Annotated in this window: 24 protein-coding genes; 18 read left to right on the top strand and 6 right to left on the bottom strand. The window is 63.7% G+C overall.

What is annotated here, in order from left to right; genetic code table 11:
- Positions 1-12: 12 nt before the first annotated feature.
- Positions 13-147, bottom strand: coding sequence for a 50S ribosomal protein L34 (gene rpmH, locus VME63_RS08805; RefSeq protein ID WP_008438884.1), 135 nt, complete (start codon positions 145-147; stop codon positions 13-15).
- 181 nt (positions 148-328) lie between these two features.
- Here rpmH and dnaA point away from each other — a divergent pair, with 181 nt between their 5' ends.
- From dnaA to VME63_RS08760, 9 genes are all read left to right on the top strand, one after another.
- On the top strand, positions 329-1672 hold the full coding sequence (dnaA, locus tag VME63_RS08800; protein WP_325432359.1) for a chromosomal replication initiator protein DnaA: 1344 nt from the start codon (positions 329-331) through the stop codon (positions 1670-1672).
- A 246-nt stretch (positions 1673-1918) separates the two neighbouring features.
- Positions 1919-3019 carry a DNA polymerase III subunit beta gene (dnaN, locus tag VME63_RS08795; RefSeq protein ID WP_325432358.1) on the top strand — a complete coding sequence of 367 codons (1101 nt, stop codon included), beginning with the start codon at positions 1919-1921 and terminating at the stop codon, positions 3017-3019.
- A 90-nt stretch (positions 3020-3109) separates the two neighbouring features.
- Entirely contained in the window at positions 3110-4189 is a 1080-nt protein-coding gene (gene recF, locus VME63_RS08790; RefSeq protein WP_414648228.1) for a DNA replication/repair protein RecF, read from the top strand.
- Positions 4190-4261: 72 nt separating this feature from the next.
- Positions 4262-6676, top strand: a complete 2415-nt coding sequence (gene gyrB / locus VME63_RS08785) for a DNA topoisomerase (ATP-hydrolyzing) subunit B (protein WP_325432355.1) — start codon at positions 4262-4264, stop codon at positions 6674-6676.
- 315 nt (positions 6677-6991) lie between these two features.
- Entirely contained in the window at positions 6992-8290 is a 1299-nt protein-coding gene (locus VME63_RS08780) for a tetratricopeptide repeat protein (RefSeq protein ID WP_325432353.1), read from the top strand.
- A 208-nt stretch (positions 8291-8498) separates the two neighbouring features.
- Entirely contained in the window at positions 8499-9158 is a 660-nt protein-coding gene (locus VME63_RS08775) for a TonB family protein (RefSeq protein WP_325432351.1), read from the top strand.
- Between the two features lie 47 nt (positions 9159-9205).
- Complete coding sequence (locus VME63_RS08770) at positions 9206-9982, top strand: MotA/TolQ/ExbB proton channel family protein (protein ID WP_325432349.1); 777 nt, start codon at positions 9206-9208, stop codon at positions 9980-9982.
- 11 nt (positions 9983-9993) lie between these two features.
- On the top strand, positions 9994-10416 hold the full coding sequence (locus VME63_RS08765) for a biopolymer transporter ExbD (RefSeq protein WP_325432347.1): 423 nt from the start codon (positions 9994-9996) through the stop codon (positions 10414-10416).
- Positions 10417-10422: 6 nt separating this feature from the next.
- Entirely contained in the window at positions 10423-10842 is a 420-nt protein-coding gene (locus VME63_RS08760) for a biopolymer transporter ExbD (RefSeq protein ID WP_325432345.1), read from the top strand.
- Between the two features lie 133 nt (positions 10843-10975).
- On the opposite strand, the gene VME63_RS08755 is transcribed toward VME63_RS08760, so the two are convergent.
- From VME63_RS08755 to VME63_RS08740, 4 genes are all read right to left on the bottom strand, one after another.
- Positions 10976-11719, bottom strand: a complete 744-nt coding sequence (locus VME63_RS08755) for a pyridoxine 5'-phosphate synthase (RefSeq protein ID WP_325432344.1) — start codon at positions 11717-11719, stop codon at positions 10976-10978.
- Between the two features lie 43 nt (positions 11720-11762).
- Positions 11763-12404 carry a 4'-phosphopantetheinyl transferase family protein gene (locus VME63_RS08750; RefSeq protein ID WP_325432342.1) on the bottom strand — a complete coding sequence of 214 codons (642 nt, stop codon included), beginning with the start codon at positions 12402-12404 and terminating at the stop codon, positions 11763-11765.
- Between the two features lie 69 nt (positions 12405-12473).
- Positions 12474-14414 carry an acetate--CoA ligase gene (gene acs, locus VME63_RS08745; RefSeq protein WP_325432340.1) on the bottom strand — a complete coding sequence of 647 codons (1941 nt, stop codon included), beginning with the start codon at positions 14412-14414 and terminating at the stop codon, positions 12474-12476.
- 133 nt (positions 14415-14547) lie between these two features.
- The gene (locus VME63_RS08740; RefSeq protein WP_325432338.1) at positions 14548-14769 is read right to left on the bottom strand and encodes a hypothetical protein; all 222 of its coding nucleotides are present in this window, start codon (positions 14767-14769) and stop codon (positions 14548-14550) included.
- Positions 14770-14904: 135 nt separating this feature from the next.
- Between VME63_RS08740 and VME63_RS08735 the strand changes: the two genes are divergently transcribed.
- The gene (locus tag VME63_RS08735) at positions 14905-17115 is read left to right on the top strand and encodes a hypothetical protein (RefSeq protein WP_325432336.1); all 2211 of its coding nucleotides are present in this window, start codon (positions 14905-14907) and stop codon (positions 17113-17115) included.
- 41 nt (positions 17116-17156) lie between these two features.
- Positions 17157-18239, top strand: coding sequence for a PA0069 family radical SAM protein (locus VME63_RS08730; RefSeq protein WP_325432334.1), 1083 nt, complete (start codon positions 17157-17159; stop codon positions 18237-18239).
- Positions 18240-18327: 88 nt separating this feature from the next.
- On the opposite strand, the gene VME63_RS08725 is transcribed toward VME63_RS08730, so the two are convergent.
- Positions 18328-20382 carry a S9 family peptidase gene (locus VME63_RS08725; RefSeq protein ID WP_325432332.1) on the bottom strand — a complete coding sequence of 685 codons (2055 nt, stop codon included), beginning with the start codon at positions 20380-20382 and terminating at the stop codon, positions 18328-18330.
- Between the two features lie 323 nt (positions 20383-20705).
- Here VME63_RS08725 and xth point away from each other — a divergent pair, with 323 nt between their 5' ends.
- The 7 genes from xth (at position 20706) to VME63_RS08690 (ending at position 26795) form a co-directional block, all read left to right on the top strand.
- On the top strand, positions 20706-21485 hold the full coding sequence (gene xth / locus VME63_RS08720) for an exodeoxyribonuclease III (protein WP_325432330.1): 780 nt from the start codon (positions 20706-20708) through the stop codon (positions 21483-21485).
- Positions 21485-22162 carry a YecA family protein gene (locus VME63_RS08715; protein ID WP_325432328.1) on the top strand — a complete coding sequence of 226 codons (678 nt, stop codon included), beginning with the start codon at positions 21485-21487 and terminating at the stop codon, positions 22160-22162. Before xth ends, VME63_RS08715 begins: the two co-directional genes overlap by 1 nt.
- A gap of 93 nt (positions 22163-22255) precedes the next feature.
- Positions 22256-23089 carry a pirin family protein gene (locus VME63_RS08710; protein ID WP_325432326.1) on the top strand — a complete coding sequence of 278 codons (834 nt, stop codon included), beginning with the start codon at positions 22256-22258 and terminating at the stop codon, positions 23087-23089.
- A 309-nt stretch (positions 23090-23398) separates the two neighbouring features.
- Positions 23399-23800 carry an SPFH domain-containing protein gene (locus VME63_RS08705; protein ID WP_325432324.1) on the top strand — a complete coding sequence of 134 codons (402 nt, stop codon included), beginning with the start codon at positions 23399-23401 and terminating at the stop codon, positions 23798-23800.
- Between the two features lie 167 nt (positions 23801-23967).
- Entirely contained in the window at positions 23968-24609 is a 642-nt protein-coding gene (rsmG, locus tag VME63_RS08700) for a 16S rRNA (guanine(527)-N(7))-methyltransferase RsmG (RefSeq protein WP_325432322.1), read from the top strand.
- 195 nt (positions 24610-24804) lie between these two features.
- Positions 24805-25656, top strand: coding sequence for a ParA family protein (locus VME63_RS08695; RefSeq protein WP_325432320.1), 852 nt, complete (start codon positions 24805-24807; stop codon positions 25654-25656).
- A 269-nt stretch (positions 25657-25925) separates the two neighbouring features.
- Entirely contained in the window at positions 25926-26795 is an 870-nt protein-coding gene (locus VME63_RS08690) for a ParB/RepB/Spo0J family partition protein (RefSeq protein ID WP_325432318.1), read from the top strand.
- Positions 26796-26849: the final 54 nt, after the last annotated feature.

Raw genomic sequence — 26849 nt, 5'->3', positions numbered from 1 at the left:
AAGCGCAGGCGCTTACGGGATCAGGCGCTTGCGGCCCTTGGCGCGGCGGGCGCTGAGAACCTTGCGACCGTCGGCCGTGGCCATACGGGCACGAAAGCCGTGGGTGCGGGCGCGCTTGAGCTTGCTGGGCTGGAAGGTCCGCTTCATGGCTTCCTCCTACTGAATGGGTGAAAAAGGTTGGAAATTATGCAGAACGGGCCCGGCTCATGTCAAATAGGGCCTTGACAGCAACTTGTGGATATCCATGTGGATAGTTGCCCTGCGCGTGCTGCTAGACTTCCCGGTCCACCCTGCGCGAAAGCGCCCCTGCTGTGTTTGAAAAGTATCCATGAGTGATTTGTGGCGGCGCTGTCTGGAGCGTCTGGAAGGTGAGTTGAGCGCCGAGGACCTGCATACGTGGCTGATGCCGCTGCAGGCACGCGATGACGCGGACGGCTTACAGCTTTACGCGCCCAATCCCTACACGTTGGATGCCGTTCGCGAACGTTACCTCACGCGTATCGAGGCGGTGCTGACCCTGCTCACCGGTCGCACCATGCCCGTGCGGCTGGAAGTGGGCTCCAGTGCGGCCGTCACCAACGGCCACCGGCCCGCGGCTTTGGCGGCCACGGGCCGGCCCGCGGCGGCCGGCGAGGCGCCGCCCGTCTCGTTCACGCACAACCTCGACCCTCATTACACCTTCGAGACCTTCGTCGAGGGCAAGTCGAACCAGCTCGGCAAGGCCGCGGCCATGCAGGTGGCGCAAAATCCCGGGCGCGCCTACAACCCGTTGCTGCTGTACGGCGGTACGGGGCTGGGCAAGACGCACCTGATGCATGCGGCCGGCAATCTGATGCGCCAGCACAACCCCAACTGCAAGGTGCTGTATCTGCGCTCGGAACAATTCGTCGGGTCGATGATCGAAGCGCTGCGCACCAAGAGCATGGATGAGTTCAAGCGCCGCTTCCGTTCGGTTGACGCGCTGCTGATCGACGACATCCAGTTTTTCGCCGGCAAGGACACCACGCAGGAAGAGTTTTTCCACACCTTCAATGCGCTGTTCGAATCCAAGCAGCAGATCATCCTTACTTGCGATCGTTATCCCAAGGAAGTGGACAAGCTCGAACCGCGCCTGAAATCGCGCCTGGGCTGGGGCTTGTCGGTGGCGATCGAGCCGCCGGATTTCGAAACGCGCGCCGCCATTTTGCTGGCCAAGGCGCACGACAAAGGCGTTTCGGTGAGCGAAAACGTGGCCATGCTGCTGGCCAAGCGCATCCGTTCCAACGTGCGCGACCTGGAAGGCGCGCTCAATACGCTCGCCGCGCGCGCCAATTTCTACGGCCGCCCGATCACCACCGATTTCGCGGAAGAGACCTTGCGTGATCTGCTAGCCACGCACGCGCAGGCGGTCACTGTGCCCAATATCCAGAAGATTGTCGCCGAGTATTTTGGCGTGCGCCTGCAGGACCTGCTCTCCAAACGCCGCGTTCGTTCGCTGGCGCGGCCGCGGCAGATCGCGATGGCGCTGTCCAAGGAGCTGACCGAGCACAGCCTGCCGGAAATCGGCGAAGCCTTCGGCGGTCGCGACCACACCACGGTGCTGCATGCGTGCCGGACCATCCGCAAGTTATGCGAAACCGACACCCGCATGCGCCAGGATTGGGAGCAGTTGATCCGCACGTTGACCGGTTGATCGCGCCGCCTTGAATAAGTGCTTGAAAACCGCGCGGGAATCCTGTGGATAATATGAACATGCTTTGGTGCGCCAAAGTTATCCACCGGCGATGCACAAGCTGAAGGTGTTTCGAGACACAGCGGAGTTTCGGTTCAAGGTGTTGTTTTTAAAGGGTAATTTTGGCTTTTCAAGTTATCCACGGCACCTACTGCAACCACCACTCTTCTTTTAAAAACAGAACTGCAGGATAGGGAAAGCACAAACATGCAATTCAGCATCCAACGAGAAGCTCTGCTTAAACCCCTGCAGCAGGTCGTCGGTGTGGTCGAACGTCGCCAGACGCTGCCTGTACTTGCCAATCTCCTGGTGAAGGTGAGCGGCGGCAAGCTGTCGTTTACCGGCACAGACCTGGAGGTGGAGATGGTCGCCGCCACCGACGCCGACAAACTGGTCGACGGCGAAACCACCATTCCGGCTCGCAAGTTGTTCGACATCGTTCGGGCGCTGCCGGACGGGGCCAAGATCGAGCTGAAGCAGAATGGCGACCGCGTCGCCTTGAATGCCGGTCGCAGCCGCTTCACCCTGGCCACCTTGCCGGCTACCGAGTTTCCGACCATCGATGAAATAGAACTGGTCGAGCGCGTGAGCTTGCCCGAAGAAGTGCTACGCGACTTGATGGACCGCACCGCGTTTGCCATGGCCAACCAGGATGTCCGCTACTACCTCAACGGTATGTTGCTGGATCTGCAGGAGCATGCGCTGCGCTGCGTCGCCACCGATGGGCATCGTTTGGCGTTGAAAGAGACGCACCTGGAAAGCAAGGTGTCCACGCGCCGCCAGATCATCATTCCGCGCAAAGGTGTCAATGAGCTGGTCGGTCTGCTTGAGTCCGGAGAAGGCGCGGTGGAGCTTGAGTTTGGACGCAATCATCTGCGCGTGCGCCGCGGCGAGGTGGTATTTACGTCCAAGCTGATCGACGGGCGCTTTCCGGATTACGAAGCAGTGATCCCACTGGGCGCCGACAAGCGGGCCACGCTCGATCGGGAAGTATTGCGCGGTGCGCTGCAGCGCGCGGCCATCTTGTCCAATGAGAAGTACCGTGGCGTAAAACTGGAGTTTTCGCCCGGAAAGCTGCGTATCGTGGCGCACAACCCCGAGCAGGAGGAAGCGGTAGAGGAGGTCGAAGCCGATACCGGCGTTTCCGATCTCACGGTGGGGTTCAACGTGGGGTATCTGCTGGATGCGCTCGCGGCGCTGCGCGGCGATAAAGCGCGTTTGAGCTTGCGCGATGCGCAATCGAGCTGCCTGGTGCAGGAAGACGACAACGAACAATCCCGGCATGTGATCATGCCGTTGCGGCTCTGATGGGCCGGACGGGGTTGGACCCTCTCGTCTGTTTTTATTGCGACGCCGGAGCCTTGAAGCTCCGGCGTTGTCGTTTTGGAGTACGCGCTTTTGAGGTTTGAACGCTTGCAGCTGCGCGCGCTGCGGTGCATCGACGATGCGTCGCTGGAGCTCGCTCCGGGCTTTAACGTGCTCGTCGGGGCGAATGGCGCTGGCAAGACCTCGGTGCTTGAAGCCGCCTTCTTGCTTTCGCATGGACGCTCCTTTCGCAGCGGGGCGCGGGAGGCCTTGCTTCAACGTGGTAGCGCCGGCTTGAGCATTTTTTCAACCTTGCGCCGCCAGGACGGTCGGTTGGTCCGGCTCGGTTTGGGGCGTGAGGGTTCGCGTTGGAATGCCCGGGTTGAGGGGCAGGACGTGCTTATCGGCCAGTTGGTGCGGGAATGCGCGGTGGTTTGCTTTGAGCCGGGGTCGCACGCGCTGATCGCCGGGGCCGCTGAGGAACGCCGCCGCTTCCTGGATTGGGGTGTGTTCCACGTGGAACATGAGTTCCTCGCCGCGTGGCGCCGCTATCAGCGGGCCCTCAAGCAACGAAATAGCTTGCTGCGTTCCGACCAGGGGCCCCATGACGACTTGTACGGCCCCTGGGAGCTGGAGCTGGCGCGAAACGGGGCGCAAATTGATGCGTGGCGCCGCGCTTATATAGCCGGGTTGATGAATTACCTGCGCGAGCTGGCCGCCGCTCTGCTACCCGAATTGGGTGGCCTGGAGCTGCGTTACAAGCCCGGCTGGCCGGACGACGAAGACCTCGCCTGGACGCTGGCTAACCAGCGCCGGCGCGATCTTGCCAAGGGGCATACTTCGGCGGGCCCTCATCGTGCCGATTGGTCCCTCTCCTTCGATCAGGCGCCACAGCGCGAGCACCTTTCGCGAGGGCAGGAGAAACTGGTGGCGATGGTCTGCCTGCTGGCCCAGGCCAGGCTGGATGCCGAGCGGCGCGGCGAGTGGCCGGTCGTATGCCTGGATGATTTGGCGTCCGAGCTGGATCTGTCGCATCAGGCCGCGGTGATTGAGCGCCTTCAGGCTGTCCCGGCGCAGGTGCTCATTACCGGTACCGAGATCCCCATGCTCCTGCGCCAAACCCAGCCCAAAGTGTTCCACGTGGAACAGGGCCGATTGACGGCCCTGCTATAATTGCAGGGTTGCATCCGTCCCGGCTTTCCTGGCGCCATCCGGGCGGTTCATGGCGTCGAAAATGGTTACTGCATGAACGCATCCTACGATTCGAACAGCATCAAGGTACTCAAGGGACTGGAAGCGGTGCGCAAGCGCCCCGGGATGTACATCGGCGATACCGACGATGGCACCGGACTCCACCACATGGTGTTCGAAGTCGTTGATAACTCCATCGACGAGGCGCTAGCCGGCTATTGCGACCGCGTGATCGTGACCATCCACGACGATGGCTCCGTCAGCGTGATCGATAACGGCCGCGGTATCCCGGTGGATATGCATCCGGAAGAGGGCCGTTCCACCGCGGAAGTGGTGATGACCGTGCTGCACGCGGGCGGCAAGTTCGACGCGAACTCGTACAAGGTGTCCGGCGGCCTGCACGGCGTGGGCGTGTCGGTGGTCAATGCGCTTAGCGAACGCCTGTGGCTGACCATCCATCGCGACGGCCACGAATACCAGCAGGAATATTCGCTGGGCGAGCCGCAGTACCCGGTGAAAATGGTAGGTCCGTCGGACAAGCGCGGCACCACCGTGCGCTTTCTGCCCAGCCCGCAGACCTTCACCCACATCGAATTCCATTACGACGTGCTGGCCAAGCGCCTGCGCGAGCTGGCCTTCCCCAATTCCGGCGTCACCATCGAACTGTACGATGAGCGCGGGGAAGGGCGGCACGACACGTTTGCGTACGAAGGCGGCATCCGCTCGTTCGTGCAGCATCTGGCCCAGCTGAAGACGGCGCTGCACCCCAACGTGATCAGTCTAAGCGCCCAGCAAGACAGCATCACCGTGGAACTTGCGATGCAATGGACCGACTCCTACCAGGAGACGATGTTCTGCTTCACCAACAACATTCCGCAGCGCGACGGCGGCACGCACCTGACCGGGTTTCGCGCGGCACTGACACGCGCGCTGCAGGCCTACATCGAGAAGGAAGGCTTGGCCAAGAACGCCAAGGTCACGCTGTCGGGCGATGACATGCGCGAAGGCCTGATCGCGGTGCTGTCGGTGAAGGTGCCCGATCCGAAGTTCTCCTCGCAGACCAAGGACAAGCTCGTTTCGTCCGAGGTCAAGACGGTGGTGGAGCAGGTGGTCTACGAAAAGCTCGGCGAGTTCCTGCTTGAGCATCCCAACGAAGCCAAGGCCATTGCCGTCAAGGTGGTGGACGCCGCGCGCGCGCGCGAAGCGGCCCGTAAAGCACGCGAAATGACCCGCCGCAAGGGCGCGCTCGACATCGCCGGCCTGCCGGGCAAGCTGGCCGATTGCCAGGAAAAAGATCCCTCGCTGTGCGAACTGTTCCTGGTCGAGGGTGACTCCGCCGGCGGCTCGGCCAAGCAGGGCCGAAATCGCAAGACCCAGGCGGTGCTGCCGCTAAAGGGCAAGATCCTCAACGTCGAGAAAGCGCGCTTCGACAAAATGCTGTCCTCCGCCGAAGTCGGCACGCTGATCACGGCCCTGGGTACCGGCATCGGCAAAGAGGATTACAACCCCGACAAGCTGCGCTATCACCACATCATCATCATGACCGACGCGGACGTGGACGGCTCGCACATCCGCACGCTGCTGCTCACGTTCTTCTATCGCCAGATGCCCGAGCTGATCGAGCGCGGCCATGTCTACATCGGCCTGCCGCCGCTGTACAAACTCAAGCAGGGCAAGCAAGAGCTTTACCTGAAAGACGATGCGGCGCTCAACGCCTACCTGATCTCCAACGCGGTGGACAACGCCGAACTGGCCTACAGTCCCGACGCCCCGCCCATTACCGGCGAGGCCCTCGAAAAGCTGCTGCGCGATTACCAGCTCGCATTGGATCAGATCGAGCGCCTGGGACATCGCTTCGATGCCAACGTACTTACCGCGATGGTCGAGCACGCGCCGCTGGAAGCCCGTCATTGGCAGGACGCCGCCGCCATGCAAACCTGGCTGGATGGCGTGGCCAAGAACCTTGCCAGCAGCGGCCTGGGCAAGCCGCGCTACCGCCTGGCCCTGCGTCCGGCCCAGGGCGACCAGACGGCGGCGATCGAAGTCATACGCGACCAGCATGGCCTCAATCACACCTGGCTGCTACCGCAAACGTTCTTCAGCAGCTCTGAATTCCGCCCGATCCTCAACATAAGCCAACAGCTGGCCGGCTTGATCCAGCCCAGTGCCGTGGTCCGCCGGGGCAACGGTTCGCGCGGCGTCCTGCGTTTTGCCGACGTGCGCGGCTGGTTGCTCGACGAGGCGAAGAAGGGCCGCACCATCCAGCGCTTCAAGGGCCTGGGTGAAATGAACCCGGAGCAGCTATGGGAAACCACCGTCAATCCGGACACGCGCCGCATGTTGCAGGTAGGCATCGAAGACGCGATCGCGGCCGATCAGATGTTCTCCATGCTGATGGGCGAGGCGGTGGAACCGCGGCGCGACTTCATCGAAGCAAACGCGCTTAAAGTGGCCAACCTGGACGTGTAACACCCGCAAGTGCGGCGTGCGGATAGCGCGCGCCGCACGCGTGACCGGCCAAACTAGTGTGTTAATGCGTTAGTGCAAAGGTACAAGCCGTACAGCGCTCCTTCACACCGGCCAGACATGACTTATGCCTGTCATATCCGTCTCCAGCCGCAAAAAATGCGCCCGCGTATGGCCCGGGTACCATAAGCCTTTGATTTAAAAATGCCTTTCATGCGGCATTGCGACTTGTTATCAGGTATCACCTCAGGTTAATCTCAGTGATCCCCCGCACAGCTTGTGCGTGAAATCCGACTCCCCTCCATTTTGAGGAACGCTATGACAAACGCTTCCCTGAAGATGCTGGCCGGCGCTGCATTCGCGCTGATGTTGGCGAGCACTCCGGCGCTAGCGAGCGACCATTCGTCCTCCTCCGGCGATCAGAAAGCCGCGACGCTGTACCCGAATGCGACGCGCAAGGCGCCCAAGAACGACCTCACCAACGCCAAGGAAGCCAAAGCCCTGCAGGAAGGTCTCACCGCGGCGAACGCCGGCGACCTGGCCAAGGCCACGCCGCTGCTGCAGCCTCTGATCGACTCCAGCAAAAGCAAGTACGCCCAGGCCAAGGCGCTCCAGGGATTGGCCTTCGCGCATGCCAAGAACAACGACGTGAAGACCGCCACGGACATGATCCAGCGCGCGCTCGCGCTCGATTCGCTGGACAACGACGACTACTTCCAGATGGAACTGCAGCTGGCCAACTTCTACCTGGTCAACCAGCAGTTTCAGCAGACGATCGATACGCTGGAAAAATGGCGCGCAGACGGTCACAGCGACAACGTCGACTCGCACGGTTGGGAAGGCGAAGCGTATTACGGCCTGAAGAAATATCCCGAGGCTATCGCGCAGATCAAGCAAGCCCAGGCGATGAACGGCGGCAAGTCCGAACCCAATTGGGATGAGGTGCTGCTGCAGTCGTACAACGCCACGGGGCAGAAGGATCTGGCCACGCAGATTGCACAGAAGCAGCTCAGCACCGACAGCAGCAACCCGGTGGCGTTCGAGAACAACGTCAACCTGCTCGTGCAGACCCAGAAGTATCCCGAGGCCATGAGCCTGCTGGAGAAAGGCCGCACGCAAGGCCTGCTCAAAGACAAGCAGGAATACGTGATCCTGGCCAAGCTCCACATGATGGCCGCGCAGCAGGCCGACGATCCCAAGCCTGATTCGGACAAGGCCATTGCCGTATTGAAGGAAGGCATCAGCAAGGGTGTCGTGCCCGACGATGCCGAGAGCAACGAACTGCTCGGCGATGCCGCCTTCAACGGCGGTGACTACGACACTGCCATCGCCGCGTACAAGAAAGCGATACCTGATGCCAAGACCGGCGAGATCTACGTCAAGGCCGGCCTCGCCCAGTTGGAAAACAACAACTACACCGATGCCAAGCAGCTTATCCAGCAAGGCATCAACAAAGGTGTGCAGCACAAGGGACGGGCCTACATGGATCTGGCCCAGGCCAATATCGGCTTGAAGGACAAGGCAGGTGCCGCGACCGCCATGCTCGATGCAGAGAAGGATCCGGAAACCGCGGCCCAGGCCAAGGCCTGGCTGCAAAAAGCCGGTGTGGGTAATTGATGTAAGAACACGTGGCGTTTGTCGTTTCGCGGCCTTCTAGGCGGCCATAAATCCGCCCTGAAAACGCTATACAAACGCCATGTGCTGTTGTACCGTTGGACTTTTCCCGCATTGTCCAGTGGCAAATGTCACCCTCTTGGGAACGGCTTTGCCGCTGGGTGCTGCGACCACGTCACTCGATTGACTAGCTCCTGATTGAAAGCGACAGATGGCCTCAAGTAACGAAGACACCGGCGTAAAGCCGTTCAGTTGGGGGCGCACATGGGCGCTGGCGGTAGCCATTGCGCTGCATGCGTTTGCTTTCCTGATACTGATCGCGCCAATGGCGCCCCCGAAAACGGCGGAAGTTCAGAAAGAAAAGATCGTGCAGGTGAACTTCATCGAACCCCCGCCGCCGCCTCCTCCCCCGCCGCCGCCGCCGCCGGAGCCGCCCAAGCAGCCGCCGCCGAAGATCATCAAGCAGGTGATCCCGCCGCCGACGCCGCCGCCGCCGGCACCGCCGCCGGCTGTGACGGAGCAGTCCACCAATCCAGCGCCGTCGCCGCCGCCCGCGCCACCCGCGCCGCCGGCACCGCCGCAGGATATCCAGGCAGCGCAAGACATCAGCTACAACAGCCGCATTACGCCCAGGTACCCGCCCCAGGCCATTCGCCAGCGGCATGAGGGCACGGTTACGCTGTTGATCCTGGTGTCTGTCGACGGTACGCCCAAGGACATCAAGGTCGAACAGTCCAGCGGCTACCGCGAGCTTGACCGTGCAGCGGTTGAAACGGCGCAAAAGTGGCGTTTCAATCCTGAAATCAAAAATGGCCAGAAGATTGAGGGTTACGTTCGCGTACCCGTCAACTTCAATCTCAATCAGCTGTAATACCAATTACAGTTACAGTTCACGCTTGACTTCCAAGGGTAGCGTTTATGTTCCAACAGACTCCTGCTCCGTCCAATGCCGCTCCGGCTCTGGGTGGCAACGCCAACGCAATGGCGATGCAACAAATGGGTTTCCACGACCTGCTCCACAACTTCGATTTTCTGGGGTGGACGGTGTTCGTGGTACTGGTGGTGATGTCCTTCTCCTCCTGGTACTTCATCATCGCCAACGCCATCCGCAACCAAATGGTGCGCGGTCGTGCCGACGGCGTGATCAACGGCTTCTGGTCGAATAACTCGACCCAGGACGCCATCCGTGAGCTGGAAGCCCAGCCCAAGGGCGAACCCTTCTCCAAGATCGCCCTCGACGCCGCTTCCGCGGTGGCTCACCACCAGCAGGCTTCGGCCGGCGGTGGCCGCCTCGCCGAATCGCTGAGCCGCTCGGAATTCATCGACCGCGCCCTGCGCCAGGCCGTCGCTCGCGAAAGCCTGCGCATGGAAGGCGGCATGACCCTGCTCGCCACGGTCGGTTCGTCCGCTCCGTTCGTCGGTCTGCTCGGTACCGTGTGGGGTATTTACGGTGCGCTGATCCGCATCGCCGCCTCCGGTAACGCGTCGATGGAAGCGGTGGCCGGCCCCGTGGGTGAAGCGCTGATCATGACCGCGTTCGGTCTGTTCACCGCTATCCCGGCCGTGCTCGCCTACAACTTCTTCACCCGTTCGAACCGCCTGACCTACGCTCGCTTCGACGAATTCGCGCACGACCTGCACGACTTCTTCGCGACCGGCGCTCGTGTCGAAGGCACCGCTCCGAGCCAAAAGTGAGGGATTGACCCATGGCGATGAGTTCCGGAAACGAATCCGGCTCGCCGATGTCGGAAATCAACGTCACGCCGCTCGTCGACGTGATGTTGGTGCTACTGATCATCTTCATGATCACGGCACCCCTGATGTCGCACCGGATTACGGTGAAGCTGCCGACGGCCAACCCCAAGACCGCCGACGAGGCGCCCAAGGTCGAGCCGATTGATCTGGCCATCAAGGACGATGGCAGTATGTACCTCAACGACAGCCAGCAGTCGCTCAGCGATAGCGAGTTGAAAGCGAAGTTCGTGGTCTATGCGTCGATGACTCCGCAGCCTGAGCTGCAGATTCGCGCCGCCAAGGACACCGAATTCAAGACGGTCCGCAAGGTGCTGGGTGAAGCCAAGGATTCGGGCATGGTCCACGTCGGTTTCATGACGACCGGCAAGGAGTGACGAGCCATGGCATTCAGTAGTGGAAGTGGCAAAGGCCCGATGGCCGACATCAACGTTACGCCGCTCGTCGACGTGATGTTGGTGCTGCTGATCATCTTCATGATCACGGCGCCGATCATGACCCACAAGATCAAGATCGACCTGCCGCAACCGAACCCGAACGTGATTCCGCCGTCGAATCCGCCCGAGCCGGTGCATCTGAAGATCGACCAGTCCGGTGCGTTCTACTGGAACGACACGCCGGTGGACGAGGCCCAGCTGAAGACGCAGATCGCCGTGATCGCGACCAAGGCGGATGCCGATCAGCCGGAATTGCAGATCGATGCGGCCGACGAAGTGCCTTACCAGGTGGTCGCCCGCGTGCTTGCCGATGCGAAGAGCTACGGCCTGAACAAGATCGGCTTCACCGACAGCAATGGTCAGTAATAAAGGCGGCGATTGAACCGGAGCAATTCAATCGCCACCCGGCGCTACCCGCAAAAACCCCCGCGCAAGCGGGGGTTTTTGTTTGCCGGCCGGCAGCGCCTATCCGTATAGCCGTCCAAATGGAAAGGACCGGTCAGCGCAGGATCTGCAGGTAATGGCGAACCGTGTTGGCGAGCCCTTCATAAAGCGCCTCGCCGATCAGGGCATGCCCGATCGACACTTCCGCCAAACCCGGAATGGCCACGCGCAAGGTGCCGAGATTGGCCTGGCTCAGGTCGTGTCCGGCATTGACGGCCAAACCTGCCTGTTGCGCGCGGCGCGCGGTGTCTACGCACAAGGCCAGCTGCGCGGCGGCGTTGCCGTCGGCGAAGGCTTCGGCGTAAGGACCGGTGTAGATTTCCACGCGCTGCGCACCGATGGCCACGGCGTGTTCGAAGCCGGTGGCGCCCGGATCGACGAACAGGCTTACGCGGCAGCCTAGTTCGCGCAACTGCGCTACCAGCGGACGCAAGCGTTCGGCGTCGTTGGCCAGGTCGAACCCGTGATCGGAAGTAATTTGCCCATCGCTGTCGGGCACCAGGGTCACCTGGGTCGGGCGCACTTCGCGCGCCAGCGCGATCAGGCCGGGATATTCTCCACGCGGCGCGGCAAAGGGGTTGCCCTCGATGTTGTATTCCACGCGTCCGCGCAGCAATGCCGCCAGGCTGCGCACATCGCCGGGCCTTACGTGCCGCATGTCCGGCCGCGGATGCACGGTGATGCCGCCGCAGCCGGCTTCGATGCAGGTGGCCGCCGCGCGCGCGATCTCAGGTTCGTGTCCACCGCGCGAATTGCGCAGCACCGCAATCTTGTTGAGATTGACGCTAAGCAGAGTCATGGATCGGCAGGAAAATAGCTCCGGGCCGCACACAGTGCGCCGTTCAAGGGCCGTCGGCAAGTGTCCATAGGCGTATCTCGCGAGGTGGGCCGCGCCAGGCCACGCTGGCCACATGGTCGGCGCCGAGCGGGAGGCGATGCAATTGCCATTGCCCGGGATCGTCGCCGTCAAGCCACAGCAATGGTCCCGGTGGCGTTACGCCCAGCCGCAGGCGGTCCAGGCCGAAGGCAAGGCCACGGCCTAGCGCCTTCAAGACCGCTTCCTTGCCCGTCCACAGCTCAAGAAAAGCATGCTCGCGCCGTGCTGGGTCCAGTGCGGCCAACGCCGCGGTTTCCTCGCTGTGAAAAAAACGCTCGGCCAATGCCATCGCGCGCGGTCGGGGCCGAATTCGCTCCACATCGATGCCCGGTGCGACATCGCGCGTAACGGCAATCAATGCGCGATCCACGCTATGCGACCAATTGAATTGCAGCAGTCCGTGCCACGGAGGCGCCAGCTCCGGCCGGCCGTGCACATCCTGGACAAACGTTACCGCATCGGCCGGCACACCCAGGTAAACGGCCAGCAATGCACGCAGCGGATCGCGCCGCTGCGCGCGCCGATACGCGAGTTGCCAAACGTCGATACGCTCGTTGCCCAAGCCCGCGGCAATGGTCGCGACGTCCTGGCCGAGGGTGGTCTGCATCGCCACATGCTGCCGGATCGCCGCCGCCGCTGACAAGCGCGACGGCGTTGCCTTTGCCCAGGCGCGAGGTCAGCGGATCAGACGTTCATCGACCAGATTCTTCACCACGCCCGGATCGGCGAGCGTCGAAATATCGCCCAGCTGATCGGGCTGGTTCTCGCCGATCTTGCGCAGGATGCGACGCATGATCTTGCCCGAACGCGTCTTGGGCAGACCCGGCGCCCACTGGATGTAGTCGGGCGTGGCGATCGGGCCGATTTCCTTGCGCACCCATGCCACCAGCTCCTTGCGCAGCTCCTCGCTGCCCTGTTCGCCGGCAACCAGCGTGACGTACGCATAAATGCCCTGGCCCTTGATCTCGTGCGGGCAACCCACCACCGCCGCCTCGGCTACCTTGGGATGCGACACCAGCGCACTTTCAACCTCGGCGGTGCCGATGCGATGCCCCGATACATTGATGACGTCATCGACGCGACCGGTGATCCAGTAATAACCGTCCTCGTCGCGGCGCACGCCGTCACCGGTGAAGTAGCTACCCGGATACGCCTTGAAATAGGTGTCGATGAAACGCTGGTGATCGCCGTAGACGGTGCGCATCTGGCCCGGCCAGGAATCGGTGATCAGCAAGTTACCTTCGGCCGGGCCCTCGAGCACCGCGCCGCCGGCGTCAACCACCGCGGGCTTGACGCCAAAGAACGGCAACGTAGCCGATCCGGGCTTGGTCGCGATGGCGCCGGCCAGCGGCGTGATGAGAATGCCGCCGGTTTCGGTTTGCCACCAGGTATCGACGATCGGGCAGCGCTCGTCGCCGACGACGCGGTGATACCACTCCCAGGCTTCCGGATTGATCGGCTCACCCACCGAGCCGAGCAGGCGCAGGCTGGCGCGCGAGCACTTCTTTACCGGCGCTTCGCCTTCGCGCATCAATGCGCGGATCGCGGTGGGCGCGGTATAGAACAGGCTCACCTTGTGCTTGTCCACCACCTGCCAGAAGCGGCTGAAATCCGGATAGTTCGGCACGCCGTCGAACATCAGCGTGGTCGCGCCGTTGGCCAGCGGTCCATACACCACGTAACTGTGGCCGGTGACCCAGCCCACGTCGGCGGTGCACCAGTACACGTCATCCTCGCGCAGATCGAAAATCATCTCGTGCGTCAGGCCGGCATACACGAGGTATCCGCCGGAGGTGTGCAGCACGCCCTTGGGCTTGCCGGTGGAGCCGGAGGTGTAGAGGATGAACAGCGGGTGCTCGGCCTCCATCGGCTCGGCCGGACAATCGGCCGACTGGCCTTCCATCAGCACGTGGTAATAACGATCGCGCGGCGATTGCATCGGCACTGCCGAACCCGTGCGGCGCACCACCACCACCGTTTCCACGCTGTTGGTGCCGGGGCGCTCCAGGGCAGCGTCCACGTTGGCTTTCAGAGGAATCTTCTTGCCGCCGCGCACGCCTTCATCAGCGGTCACCACCAGCTTGGCGGTGGAGTCGGCGATGCGGCCGGCCAGCGAATCGGGCGAGAAGCCGCCAAATACCACCGAGTGAACCGCGCCGATGCGGGCGCACGCCAGCATGGCCACGGCCGCTTCTGGAACCATCGGCATGTAGATCGCCACACGATCGCCCTTGGCCACGCCCAGATGCTTGAGCGTGTTGGCGAACTTGCAAACTTCCGTATGCAGCTGGCGGTAGCTGATGCGGCGCGACTCGTTCGGATCGTCGCCCTCGAAGATGATCGCGGTCTTGTCGCCGCGCGTGGCCAGGTGGCGATCGAGGCAGTTGGCCGAAACGTTGAGCTGGCCGTCGTCGTACCAGCGGATGTGCAGGTCGTTCGGATCGAACGATACATCGCGGATGCGGGTGGGCGGCTTGATCCACGCCAGCCGCTCGCTCATGCGCTTCCAAAAACCTTCCGGGTCGCCCACCGACTCGGCGTACAAGTGTTCGTAATCATCCTTGCGCAGGCGCGCCTTGGCGGCGAATGTGGGATCGACCGGATAGACCTTGGACATGCTTGCCTCCTGCTCGCCGTTCATCGGCGAGCGCACTCAGGGGAAACGGCGCGACACCTGCGCTGCTGGCGTCAACCATCAACGTTCGAGTGTAGCGTTCGGGTGGCTAAACCGCCAAAGTTGCAGTGCAACATCATGCCTGGGGAGGCTTGTTGAAATCGTCTGAACGGCGCATCAGCTCGATCGGCGGCTCCGGCCGCGCAACGGCACGGATGCGTGCCTGCGCGAACATCAGTACCGTGGCGACCGCGCCCAGGACGCCAAGCAGCAACCACACCATCATCGCGCCGGCGCCGTGGCGGGTAAAGCACAGCATCCATGACAGCAACGTTGCAACCAGCCATAACCAACGCATGACAAGCCCCTTCCGCCACCGAAAGCGCCAAACGCATCATACGCTGGCGGCCGGCGCGCCAGTGCGATCCCTGGCACCAGTCCGGTGCCGCCTTGTGCTTACTATGGAGGCCCACCGGCACAGGAACGCAGATAGATGGCAGAGCGGGCTTCATCCACGTCCCTGCGGCGACAGCCATGGGCGGCGGTCCTGGGCGCGGTCCAGTGGCTCGGCGTTGCGCTGGACCACGCCAAGCCGGTCCGCGTGCCGTTGCTCGTGCTGGCCTTCGCCACGGTGGTGGTGAGCAACGTCGAACAGGTTTCGGAGCTGTTCCTGATCGCGATGTGGGCCGATCCCAGCAGCACCCGCTACGTCTTCCTGCTGGCTACCGCGGCCATGGCGGGCTGGGCGGGTTGGTACAGCGCCTATCACGCCTATCGCCTGACCTATCCGCGCTGGCCGTCGCTGCAGGATCCGCGCGCCGCACCGTTGCGCCGGTGGATTCCCAGGGTGTTGGGCGCCAGCGCGCCGTTGCTCCTGTTGTTCGGCTACGCGCTGGCGTTGCGCGGTGCGCCGCAAGCCAGTTGCAGCACCCTTGAGGCGTGCCATCGCCGCGACCTGCGCTGCGCGGGCCTGCTGATCGAAGCCGCCGCGATGATCGCGCTGTTTACCGGACATCAATGGTTCGTGAAGGCACGCAACAGGAACAGCGGCCCAGCGACGGCCGAGGCGGTTGAATCGCGCGTGCAGTCGATCAGCGCACTTGGCATGCTGCCGCTAAGCATCTTCATCGCCAGCTTGCTGCTCAATGTGCTGGTGACCGGTCTGGTGGTGCTGCAGCCGCGCCAGTTCGATGGCATGGGTACGCTGGCGGTGCTGCTGATCGTGGGCAGCTTCTTCTGCATGAGTGGCGGATTCCTGTGCATGCTCGCCGACCGCCGCGGCTTGCCGCTGATCAGCCTGTTGATGCTGACAGCCGCAACGCTGCAGGCGTTGCATTTGAACGACAACCACCGCGTGCGCCAGTATCCGTCGATGAGCACGCACCAGCGGCCCGCCCCGCCGCCGCCGGATCGACGCCCGGATTTCGACGCCTATGCGCGCGCATGGCTCGATAGCCGCTGCGTGCCGCAACGTGCCTGCCCGGTGATCGTGGTATCCACCGAAGGCGGCGGCCTGCGCAGCGCGGCATGGACGGCGATGGTGCTAAGCCGGTTTACCGCGCTGGTCGATCGGACGTCGCCGCCGAACGGCGGCGAGCCGGTGTTCGAACGCTACTTTTTCGCCGGCAGCGGCGTTTCGGGCGGAAGCATGGGGCTTGCGGCCTACGTCACCAGCTTGCAAGTGGCACCGCATACCGGCCTGTCCGCGCAGGCACTGTGCGAGAACATGCTGAACCACGATTTCCTGGCGCCGGTGATGGCCAATACGTGGTTCGTCGATTTCACCCAACGCTGGCTGCCGTTCGCCTTGTTCGACGACCGCGGACGCGCGCTCGCACGCGCGTGGGAACAGGCTGCGGGCGCGCAGGGCATCACGTCATGGTCCGCGCCCTTTGCCAACTTATACGAACACGCCGATGGCAGCGCCAACATCGACGCGCCCGCACTGTTCTTCAACAGCACTACCGTGGGCCAGGGATGGCGTTTCATCGAGGATCCATTCCAGCCGTTCGCAAACAGCCCATGGACCACGGCCTACGACGGCTCGCGCTGGCTCGACCCGCGCATGCCGCTGAGCGAGGCCGTGCTCAACAGTGCGCGCTTCACCTACTTCAGTCCCGCCGGCACGTTGCAAACCGCCGCGCCGGCCCACGCTTCATCCGCGGCGCTTCCTTCGCTGCAGCTGGTCGATGGCGGTTACTTCGAAAACTCCGGCACCACCACCTTGCGCGAAATCATGCGGCGCCTGCGCGCCATCGCGGCGCGGCAACACCAGCCGCTACGCTTCATCGTGATACACATCAGCAACGACCCGAGCCTGCACGATTTCGTCGACGCGCACGATCCCGACCACCCGCTTCCTCTGTATTCGGCCGCATGCCCGCGCGTGCCAAGCGCCACAGAACGTGCCAGCTACGGCGATGTGCTTGCACCGGCGATCGCCCTGCTCGGCACGCGCGACGCACGCGGCGAATTTGCCCGCGCCCAATTGCTCGCCTCGCTGCACCTGGATGCCGCCGAACCGAATGGCGGCGACGTGCTCTGGCATATGCGTCTTTGTCCCGGCCATTATCCGCTGCCGCTCGGCTGGACCATCTCGCCGCCGGTGTTCGACGAGATGCAGCGGCAGCTCGAACAAAACTATCCCCTGCCGGCGATGGCAGCCTGGCTGGACCAGCAACTGCGCGATGCCGCGCAACCCTGAGTGTCGCACCGTCTGAGATGGCGCGCATGCATGATGGAGCGATGGCTGAGCACCCCACCGCATTCAAGGGCCGTGGCGCCGCTTCCAATCCGGAAGGACGCTTCGAGACGATCCGGCACCACGCCGAAGATGACGGCTGGCAACAAGCGGTGCTGGATCAAGAAACGCCGCGCCCGTGCACACAGGTCACCGAGGAGCGCGCACGCAGCGTCATCACACACAACGACTCGCCCGACATCCACTTCAGCCAGGCGATGAATCCGTACCGCGGCTGCGAACATGGATGCATTTATTGCTTCGCCCGACCCACGCACAGCTATCTCAATCTTTCCCCGGGCCTGGATTTCGAAACAAAACTGCGCGCCAAGACCAACTTCGCCCAGGTGTTGCGCGCGGAGCTGACCAAGCCAGGTTACGTGGTGAGCCCGATCAACATTGGCAGCAGCACCGATCCGTATCAGCCGATCGAAAAGCGCTGGCGCATCACGCGCGCAGCGCTGGAAGTGCTGGCCCAATGTCGCCACCCCTGCGTCATCGTCACCAAGAACGCGCTGGTGGAGCGCGACCTCGATCTGCTGGTGCCGATGGCGCGCGAACGGCTGGTGCAGGTTTTCGTTTCGGTCAATTCGCTGGACAACCACCTGGCCGCCAAGCTCGAGCCACGCGCAAGCGCGCCGCATCGGCGCATCAAGGCGATTCGGACATTGGCCCAGGCGGGCGTGCCGGTGGGCGTGCTGGTGGCGCCGATCATTCCCGCGCTGAACGACTGCGACATGGAAGCGGTGATCGAACAGGCAGCCCAGGCCGGCGCCGCGTGCGCGGGATACACCGTGCTGCGACTGCCGTTGGAGTTGAAGGCGCTGTTTCGCCAATGGTTGGCCTTGCACGCGCCGCAGCGCGCCGAACACGTGATGAGCCTGGTGCGGCAGATGAACCAGGGGCGCGACTACGACAGCAACTTCGCTACGCGCATGCGCGGCCAGGGCGTATTTGCCGACCTGCTGCGCAAGCGTTTCGAACTGGCGTGCCGGCGTCACGATCTTGGCCGTACGCGCGAACTGGCGCTGGACGGCACGCGTTTCGTGCCGCCGCGCGAGCGCTCGCCGCAGGGAGAATTGTTTTAGCGCCGGATCATGGCGTGATGCAACGGCCAGCGTTCTACCCGCGCGTGATTCCCGCCGGCGCCGGAATCACACGCGCTACGCCAGAACCTTACTGTCCCGGCGGCAGGTATTTCTCGAACCAGTTGAGCGCACGCTGCAGCACGTCACGCTGGTTGGCCGGGTTGTAGAAGTGATGCCCCTCGTTGGGATACACCACCAGCGAAGTCGCCACGCCCAGCGCGCGCAGCGCATGCCAGTATTCGAACGATTGCGGTGCGGGACACTCCGCATCGCGTTCGCCGACGACGATCAGCGTGGGCGTTTTTACCTGCTTGATGAAATTGATTGCCGAACTTTTGGCGTAGACGGCCGGATCGTCGTACACGGAAGCGCCGAAGAACGGAATCATCCATTGGTCGATCAGGTTCTGTCCGTAGTAGCTCTGCCAGTTGGCTATGCCCGCGCCGGCGACCACCGCGCGGAAGCGCTGCGTCTGCGTGGGCGCGAACATGCTCATGAAGCCGCCGTAGCTCCAGCCGGTCAGGCCCAGGCGATGATCGTCCACCGGCACCATCTTCTCCACCGCATCCACGCCGGCCAGCGTGTCGCGCAGATCGCCGTAGCCGAAGTCCTTGCGATTGGCCTGCACAAACGCCTCGCCTTCGCCGAAGCTGCCGCGCGGATTGGTCATGAACACGAAATAGCCGAGCGTAGAGAACGGCACCGCGCCATAGCCCACCGACGGCCAGTGCGGAATCACCGCGGCGGACGGGCCGCCATGGATATTGACGATCATCGGATAGCGCTTGCTTGGATCGTAATGGGCCGGATAAAGCAGCCAGCCCTGCACATGCATGCCCTGGTTGTTCCACTCCACCGAGCGCGCCTTGCCCCAGCTGGGCTTCTGGCCGTCGTTGATCGCGGTGACGGCCTTGGGCATCGCCTCGCCCACCGCGCCGGCGTAAACCTCCGGCGCCACCTCGAACGAGGACTGGCTGAACGCGACCAGCTTGTGATCGGCCGAGAAAGACAGCGCCAGCAGTGCCGTGCCGTCGCCGACGTAACCGGGCGCGACGAACAACACGCGCTGCTGTTGCGCACGGTCCGCCTGCACGGTGTATTCGGCCAATTCGGCCTGGCCGTTGTTGATCTGCGTTACCAGCATCGACTCGGGCGAACGCCAGCTCAGCCAGGAAGGCGTGACGTGGATGCCGGGCGTGAGATCCACGAGCGCGCCGCCGTTGGCCGCAACACTGTAGATATCTCCGCCGGTGGAACCTTGATCGCTCATCAGTCCGCCGATAAATGCAATGCGCGAACCATCCGGCGACCAGCGCGGCAAGGCGATCTGCAAGCCGCGCAACGGCCCACTGACGGTGTGCGGATCGACCAGCGCGGTGCGCGGTGCGCCGGGCTGCGCCGCCTGCACATAGAGCTGCGCGATCCACCAGTTGTTGTCGCCCGGCGCGGGTGCCGCGACGTAGGCCACGCGCTGGCTATCGGGCGCCCAGCTGAATTCATAGACGTAGCTGCCGGCGGGCGTCACCGCTTGCGGCACGCCGCCCTGCGCGGGCAGCGTGGCCACGCGCTGTACCTCGATGCCTTCCACGCCGATCTCGCCGGTCTGCGGTTTCGCCGCCGCCAAGGCACTGGCACGGCGCGTGGCGCCTTGCACGTACAGGAACGCCAGCGTTTTACCGTCCGGCGACCAGCTCAGCGCATGCGCGTAACCTGCAAGGCTTGCAAGATGCATGGGTTTGTCTTGCGCCTGCGTGTCCAGCACGTAGATATCCGGCTGCTTGCTGCCGCCCATCCCCGCGCGCGCGCTGGCACAATTGGAAAGGAAGGCCAAATGCCGCGAATCGGGCGCCCAGGCCAGGCCGCTCTCGCTGCACGTGCCCGGCTGGCTCGCCAGGCCCACGTTGTGCGCGTGCTGGCCATTGGCGTCGGCCAGCACGATGCCCGGCTTGCCGTTGGTCATGACCACCCACGCCAGTTGATGGCCATCGGGCGACAACGCCACTTCGTTGATGTCGCGCACTTTGCCGAGCTGGGTCAGCAGCGCATCGATGCGCGGATCGGTGGTGCCGTGCGTATCGGCGAGGGCAAGCGGGGAAACCAGGGCTGCCAGCAACGGCAGCAGCAGATGGGCGGGTTTGCGCATGGCGGGGATGTCCGACAGTTACCGGAAAAACCGCTACGCTAACAGCTGGCGGTCGCCGTGCCCATGGGAAAAACGGCACCTCACCCACGATCGCCCCCACCGTCAGAAGCGGATGCGCGCGTCCTCGCCGACCGCGCCGGCCGCGTGCGCGGATCAGCGCGAATTTGCCCGCGCTGTTGCCTGCGATCAGTCCGAGCATGCCGCCTGGCGACAGCGTTGGATCAACACCTGGCACGCCAGGGCTTTCGTACACGAGTCGAACGCGAACGCAGGCTGGGCCGCGCATCGGTAACCGGTCATCTGCATCCCTTACAATCGATCCCATGAAAATCGCCTCATGGAATGTGAATTCGCTGAAGGTGCGCATCCCGCACTTGGCGCAATGGCTGGCCGACGCCCGGCCGGACGTGGTGGCGCTGCAGGAAACCAAGCTCGAAGACGCCAAATTTCCGGTCGATGAACTGGCCGCGGCCGGTTACCACGCGGTATATGCCGGGCAGAAGACCTACAACGGCGTGGCGATCCTGGCGCGCAGCGACGCGGGGCTCGCCTTCCAGGACGTGGTCACCGACATCCCCGGCCTGGACGACCCGCAGCGACGCATCCTGGCCGCCACCGTCGGCGGCGTACGCGTGGTGGATCTGTACGTGGTCAACGGCAAGGCCGTGGGCGACGAAAAGTACGAATACAAGCTGCGCTGGCTAAAGCACGTCAGCCAGTTCCTGGAAGGCGAAATCAAGCGCCATCCCAGGCTGGTGGTGCTGGGCGACTTCAACATCGCCCCCGACAGCCGCGATGTCCACGATCCCGAAGGCTGGGGCGAGGACATCCTGTGCTCGCCGCCCGAGCGAGCGGCCCTGAAAACCATCATCGAACTGGGCCTAAACGACAGCTTTCGGATGTTTGAACAGGACGCCGGCCATTACAGTTGGTGGGACTACCGGCAGGGCGCGTTCCGGCGCAACATGGGGTTGCGCATCGACTTGATCCTGCTGGGCAATGCCCTGAAATCGTCGGCCAGGGCCGCCGCCATCGACCGCGAACCGCGCCGCTGGGAACGACCTTCCGACCACACTCCGGTCACCGTGGACCTGGATATCTGATGACACACAGCACTACTGATTGGCCAAGCTCACTCAACGACGGCGAACTGGACGAACTGGACGCCTACCTGCGCGCGCACGCCCAGGAAGGCCACTTGCTGCTGGACGGCGTGCACGGCCTGCTCTCGGCCATCGCGGTGGGCCCCATGCGCGTGCTGCCGGACGAATGGCTGCCCGAAGTGCTGCACGAACCCTTCGCCAACGAAGACGAAGGCAACCGCGTCCTGGCGCTGCTGGCCAAGCTCAATGATTCGATCAGCGCCGAGCTTGATGTCGACGCCTACGAGCCGATCCTGGGCGAGGTGGATACCGAAAACGGTCCCGCATTGTCGGCGGCCGGCTGGTGCGAGGGATTCAGCCGCGGCATCGACCTGCGCGCGCAGCTGTGGGAAAAGCGCCTGGCCGACGATCCGCCGCTGATGGAAATGCTCGGCCCGGTCATGGCCCTGGCCGTCGATGAAGGCATCCTCAGCGCCGAGGCGGAATTCGAAAAGCTCAGCGAAGAAGAATACGACGACTGCCTGGCGCAACTGCCCGCCGTGCTGGGTGCGGTCAATCACTACTGGGACCAGCACCCGGCCACCCAAGCGGAGCTGGACGCGCTCAGCCACAGCCGCGACATCGAGGACGAGCAGCCTTCGCCGCCGCGCCAGCGCAGTGGCCACTGGGTGCATTGAGGTCACGGAAACAGTCCGTTCGTATCGCCCTACTTGGGCGACACGGCGCGTGCAACCATCATGGGCGGCAGTTCTTTTCAGTGGAGCCAAGCCATGACCGAGCGCAGCATCCTTCGCCGCATCCGCGGCACCGACACCGCCGACGGCGCCGGGGTCAAACTCAAGCGCATCATCGGGCAGCCAGGGCTGGACATGCTGGACCCGTTCCTGCTGCTGGACGAATTCCGTTCCGACCAGGCGGGCGATTACATCGCCGGCTTTCCCGAGCATCCCCACCGCGGCTTCGAAACCGTCACCTACATGCTGGCCGGCCACATGCAGCACGGCGACAACAAGGGCCATCGCGGCGACCTCCTACCCGGTAGCGTGCAATGGATGACCGCCGGCCGCGGCATCCTGCATTCGGAAATGCCGCAGCAGGAAAACGGCCTGATGTGGGGCTTCCAGCTATGGGTCAACCTGCCCTCCAAGGACAAGCTGACCGAGCCGCGCTACCAGGACATCGCGCCGGACCGGATCCCGGTGGTCCATCCGGCCAGCGGGGTGACGGTCAAGGTCATTGCCGGCACGCTGGGTGACGCTACGGGTCCGGTTTCGGGCATCGCCACCGCACCGGTGTACCTGGATATCGAAGTCCAGCCCGGCGCGGGCGTGGAGATTCCACTGCCCGAAAACCACCACGCGTTCGCCTACGTGTTCGACGGCAGCGATGCCCAGGTTGCCGGCGAGAAGCTTTTGCGCAGCGAACTGGCGGTGCTTTCCAAGGGCGCGTGCGTGCGCGTGGCCGGGCGCGAAACCCCAGCCCGTGTGCTGCTGGTGGCCGGTCAACCACTACATGAGCCGGTCGCGCGCTACGGCCCATTCGTGATGAACACGCCCGAGCAGATCCACCAGGCCATCGCCGATTTCCGCGCCGGCAAGTTCTAAAGCCGCCCGCGGCGATTCATTCAAGCCAAGTCCTCGCCCTGCCGATAGAAATACCGGCGGGGCGATGCTTTTTGGCGTGGGGCTGGCACAGACGATGCTTCGCATTTGTCAGCAAATCGTTAGTGCTTAATCGTTGCGAAATCGTTTGTACTGCCGTTAAATTAGGATTAATCCACGGATGTTCATGGGCCTGTAGAATAAAGCCTCGTGAAAAATTTAGAAAACCAACCTAACTTGTTGTTTTTATAGAATATGACCCTCCTGACGACCACTCTTCTCTTCGCAGTCCTCGCCCTGGTGGCGGCTGCGGTGAAGCGTGTGCCGGCGGGACAGGTGCATAGCGTGTACCGCCACGGCAAGCCCGTTCGCCTGCTGCAGCCGGGCACCCACGTGGTGCTGCCGCTGCTGGACCGGGTCGGGCACCGCATCGATCTGGGCGGCCGCACGCTGCGTTTCGATGCTTCCGCCGCGGTCACTCAGCCGTTGCTGGGCACGGTGTACTGGCAGGTGCTCGAACCCGAGCGCGCCGATGCCGTGATCGAGCAGGCCGACCAGCTGATACGCGAGGGTGTGCTCGATGCGCTGCACGCCGATTCCGATGCCGTCCAGGACGAGCGCCGCGAAGTGGCCGCGCGCCTGAAATGCAGTCTCAACAAACATCTGCGCGAGCGCGGCGTGATGGTGACGCGCGTGGAGCTGGAAGCCGCCTGATCGACAGGATTCACAGGGGAATCTGAGCCAGGTCGCCCTAAAAGAAGCACCGGCGCAGGGGAGTCCTGAAAGTATCGACCCGCTACGGCGGGTCTTCTTTTTTGCGGCGCTGGCATCCGGCGGCGCCGTTCCCGATACTGAGCGGCCCCCATGTCCATGGAATACCGATGACCGACCGCGACGCCCTGCACACCAAGCTCGAACAGGGCATCGACGCGCTAGGCGTGAGCCTGCCCGCCGACGCGCCGGGCCGGCTGCTGGACTACATTGCGCTGCTGGCGCGCTGGAACGCGACCTACAACCTCACCGCCATCCGCGATCCGGCCGAAATGGTGAGCCGCCATCTGCTCGATTCGCTGGCGGTACTGCCCTACGTGCAGGGCGACAGCCTGGCCGACCTCGGCACCGGTCCCGGTCTGCCCGGCATTCCGCTGGCCATCGCCGCGCCGGGCCGGCGCGTGCTGCTGGTCGATTCCAACGGCAAAAAGGTGCGCTTCCTGCGCGAGGCGATCCGCTCGCTGAAGCTGGAGGGCGTGCAGGCCGTGCAAGCGCGGGTGGAAGAAGTCCAGGGCCAGTTTGACTGCGTCACCGCCCGCGCCTTCGCCACCCTGGGCGACATGCTCGCCTGGGGCGGCCACCTGCTGGCGCCTGAGGGCGTGTGGCTGGCGATGAAGGGCAAGACGCCCGAGGATGAACTGCGCGGCGTGCCGCCGGCGTTTGCCGTGCGCCAGATCCGCGCGCTGCGCGTGCCCGGGCTGGAGGCGGCGGACCGCCACGTGATCGAGTTGGGCCGGGCATTACCCGGCTGATCTACCGCCGGGCCGACGCATCTTCGCCGGCTTCGTTTCACGCGGAAAGCTTCCGGCAGGGCCGGCCCCTTCCCAGCCGTGTTTGCGCGGGGAAGAGGGCGCAAGGCGTGGCAAATGCCAAGGTACGCCGGGCCGTGGCGACCCCTTCCTGCTAATCTAGCCGTCCTTTCGAACACGCACGGTACCGGACGAGACATGGCCCGTATCATCGCTGTCGCCAACCAGAAGGGTGGCGTCGGCAAAACCACCACTGCTGTCAATCTCGCCGCGGCGCTGGCCGCGGCGAAGCGCAAAGTGCTGCTGATCGATCTCGATCCGCAGGGCAATGCGACCATGGCATCGGGCGTGGACAAGCACGAGGCCTCGCCCAGCGGTTGCGAAGTGCTGCTGGGCGAAGCGCCGATCGACAAGGCCATCGTCACCACCCAGGCGCATTACGACCTGCTGCCCGGCAATGGCGATCTCACCGCCGCCGAACTCAAGCTGATGGACGCGTTCGCACGCGAAAACCGCTTGAAGGAACAGCTGGCGAAAATCGCCGACAAGTACGACACCATCCTGGTCGACTGTCCGCCTACGCTGCACCTGCTGACCGTCAACGCGCTTACCGCCGCCAACAGCCTGTTGATTCCCGTGCAGTGCGAATACTTCGCGCTGGAAGGTCTTTCCAGTCTGCTCGACACGGTCAAGGCGGTGCGCCAGCACTTGAATCCGCAGCTGGAAATCGAAGGCCTGCTGCGCACCATGTACGACGTGCGCAACAACCTCGGCAACGAAGTGTCCGCGCAGCTCACCCAGCATTTCGGCGACAAGGTGTTGCGCTCGATCATTCCGCGCAACGTACGCCTGGCCGAAGCGCCCAGCCATGGCCAGCCGATCCATCTCTACGACCGCAGCTCGCGCGGCGCCATCGCCTACATCGGGCTCGCCGGCGAAATCATCCGCCGCGAGCGCGGCTCGCAGGCCGCCGTGGCCGCCTTGCACGCCATGCATGGCGACGCCGCCGAGGCATCGGTGGAAGCCTCGGCCCCCATGGATCAGGAATAGAGCCTATGCATCGTTTGGCGTCGCCCGCGCGGGCACTGCTTGCCGCTGGGGCAAGGAGGAACGAAGGCGTGTATGTCCATACACCACGGCGTACGGACGCCGCCCGGCAGGCAGACAGCCCCGGCCCGAAGGGTTGCCGCGCTGCATCCACCATGCGTCAACGCGCGGCTGGGTTTGCCAGCCAGGCAAGCGCTGCGCCGCGCACCACTACCTGGCGAACGCACCGCGGCAGCGCGGGCTACGCTCAAACCATACATAGGTTCTAAAGCATGTCAGCCGCTAAGAAGCGTGGATTGGGACGTGGCCTGGATGCCCTGCTCGGCGGCGGCGACAGCGGCACGCCATCGGTAATCGAACAGGAAGGCGAGCTGCGCACCCTGCCGATCCAGTACATCCAGCCCGGCAAATACCAGCCGCGTCGTCACTGGAACGACGAAGCGCTGGACGAGCTGGCGGCATCGATTCGCGCACAAGGCCTGATTCAACCGGTCGTAGTGCGTGCGCTGGGCAAGAACAGCTACGAGCTGATCGCCGGCGAACGTCGCTGGCGCGCGGCGCAACGCGCGCAGCTCAGCGAGATTCCCGCGCTGGTGAAAGACGTGCCGGAAGTGGCCGTGCCGGCGATGGCGCTGATCGAAAACATCCAGCGCCAGGATCTGACCCCGCTGGAAGAAGCCGACGCGATCAAGCGCCTGATCGACGATTTCGATCTCACGCATCAGCAGGCGGCCGACGCCGTGGGCCGTTCGCGTGCGGCGGTGTCGAACATGCTGCGTCTGATCGATCTGCCCGCTTCCATCAAGCGCCTGCTCGATGACGGCAAGCTGGAAATGGGTCACGCGCGCTGCCTGCTCACGCTGCCCGAGCATCAGGCCGAAGCCCTGGCGCTGGAAGCGGCGCGCAACAACTGGAGCGTGCGCGAACTGGAAGACGCCGCACGTAAAGCGCAAACCGCACCCAAGGGCAAAGCCAAGAGCGCGCCCGCGCGCGACCCGAACGTCGACGCGCTGGAACGCGAACTGGCCGAACGCTTCGCCACCCGCGTCGAACTCGACACCGGCAGCGGCGGCCGCGGCAAGCTGGTGATCCACTACCACAGCAATGACGAGCTGGAAGGGATTCTGGGCAAGATGCGTTGAGAGTTAGAAATGAGTGAAGAGGAGTGAGAAACGAGAGTAAAGCTTGTCAGCGCA

This window comes from Dyella sp. (assembly GCF_035503745.1).
Classification (GTDB): Bacteria; Pseudomonadota; Gammaproteobacteria; order Xanthomonadales; family Rhodanobacteraceae; genus Dyella_B.
The sequence above is the reverse complement of the archived record's forward strand: the minus strand, read 5'-3'. Positions and strand labels throughout refer to the sequence as shown.

What these genes read in the sequence shown, in the direction of transcription:
- rpmH (WP_008438884.1), bottom strand. Translation starts at nt 147, where the DNA reads ATGAAGCGGACCTTCCAGCCCAGCAAGCTCAAGCGCGCCCGCACCCAC.
- dnaA (WP_325432359.1), top strand. Translation starts at nt 329, where the DNA reads ATGAGTGATTTGTGGCGGCGCTGTCTGGAGCGTCTGGAAGGTGAGTTG.
- dnaN (WP_325432358.1), top strand. Translation starts at nt 1,919, where the DNA reads ATGCAATTCAGCATCCAACGAGAAGCTCTGCTTAAACCCCTGCAGCAG.
- gyrB (WP_325432355.1), top strand. Translation starts at nt 4,262, where the DNA reads ATGAACGCATCCTACGATTCGAACAGCATCAAGGTACTCAAGGGACTG.
- VME63_RS08780 (WP_325432353.1), top strand. Translation starts at nt 6,992, where the DNA reads ATGACAAACGCTTCCCTGAAGATGCTGGCCGGCGCTGCATTCGCGCTG.
- VME63_RS08775 (WP_325432351.1), top strand. Translation starts at nt 8,499, where the DNA reads ATGGCCTCAAGTAACGAAGACACCGGCGTAAAGCCGTTCAGTTGGGGG.
- VME63_RS08770 (WP_325432349.1), top strand. Translation starts at nt 9,206, where the DNA reads ATGTTCCAACAGACTCCTGCTCCGTCCAATGCCGCTCCGGCTCTGGGT.
- VME63_RS08765 (WP_325432347.1), top strand. Translation starts at nt 9,994, where the DNA reads ATGGCGATGAGTTCCGGAAACGAATCCGGCTCGCCGATGTCGGAAATC.
- VME63_RS08760 (WP_325432345.1), top strand. Translation starts at nt 10,423, where the DNA reads ATGGCATTCAGTAGTGGAAGTGGCAAAGGCCCGATGGCCGACATCAAC.
- VME63_RS08755 (WP_325432344.1), bottom strand. Translation starts at nt 11,719, where the DNA reads ATGACTCTGCTTAGCGTCAATCTCAACAAGATTGCGGTGCTGCGCAAT.
- VME63_RS08750 (WP_325432342.1), bottom strand. Translation starts at nt 12,404, where the DNA reads ATGCAGACCACCCTCGGCCAGGACGTCGCGACCATTGCCGCGGGCTTG.
- acs (WP_325432340.1), bottom strand. Translation starts at nt 14,414, where the DNA reads ATGTCCAAGGTCTATCCGGTCGATCCCACATTCGCCGCCAAGGCGCGC.
- VME63_RS08740 (WP_325432338.1), bottom strand. Translation starts at nt 14,769, where the DNA reads ATGCGTTGGTTATGGCTGGTTGCAACGTTGCTGTCATGGATGCTGTGC.
- VME63_RS08735 (WP_325432336.1), top strand. Translation starts at nt 14,905, where the DNA reads ATGGCAGAGCGGGCTTCATCCACGTCCCTGCGGCGACAGCCATGGGCG.
- VME63_RS08730 (WP_325432334.1), top strand. Translation starts at nt 17,157, where the DNA reads ATGGCTGAGCACCCCACCGCATTCAAGGGCCGTGGCGCCGCTTCCAAT.
- VME63_RS08725 (WP_325432332.1), bottom strand. Translation starts at nt 20,382, where the DNA reads ATGCGCAAACCCGCCCATCTGCTGCTGCCGTTGCTGGCAGCCCTGGTT.
- xth (WP_325432330.1), top strand. Translation starts at nt 20,706, where the DNA reads ATGAAAATCGCCTCATGGAATGTGAATTCGCTGAAGGTGCGCATCCCG.
- VME63_RS08715 (WP_325432328.1), top strand. Translation starts at nt 21,485, where the DNA reads ATGACACACAGCACTACTGATTGGCCAAGCTCACTCAACGACGGCGAA.
- VME63_RS08710 (WP_325432326.1), top strand. Translation starts at nt 22,256, where the DNA reads ATGACCGAGCGCAGCATCCTTCGCCGCATCCGCGGCACCGACACCGCC.
- rsmG (WP_325432322.1), top strand. Translation starts at nt 23,968, where the DNA reads ATGACCGACCGCGACGCCCTGCACACCAAGCTCGAACAGGGCATCGAC.
- VME63_RS08695 (WP_325432320.1), top strand. Translation starts at nt 24,805, where the DNA reads ATGGCCCGTATCATCGCTGTCGCCAACCAGAAGGGTGGCGTCGGCAAA.
- VME63_RS08690 (WP_325432318.1), top strand. Translation starts at nt 25,926, where the DNA reads ATGTCAGCCGCTAAGAAGCGTGGATTGGGACGTGGCCTGGATGCCCTG.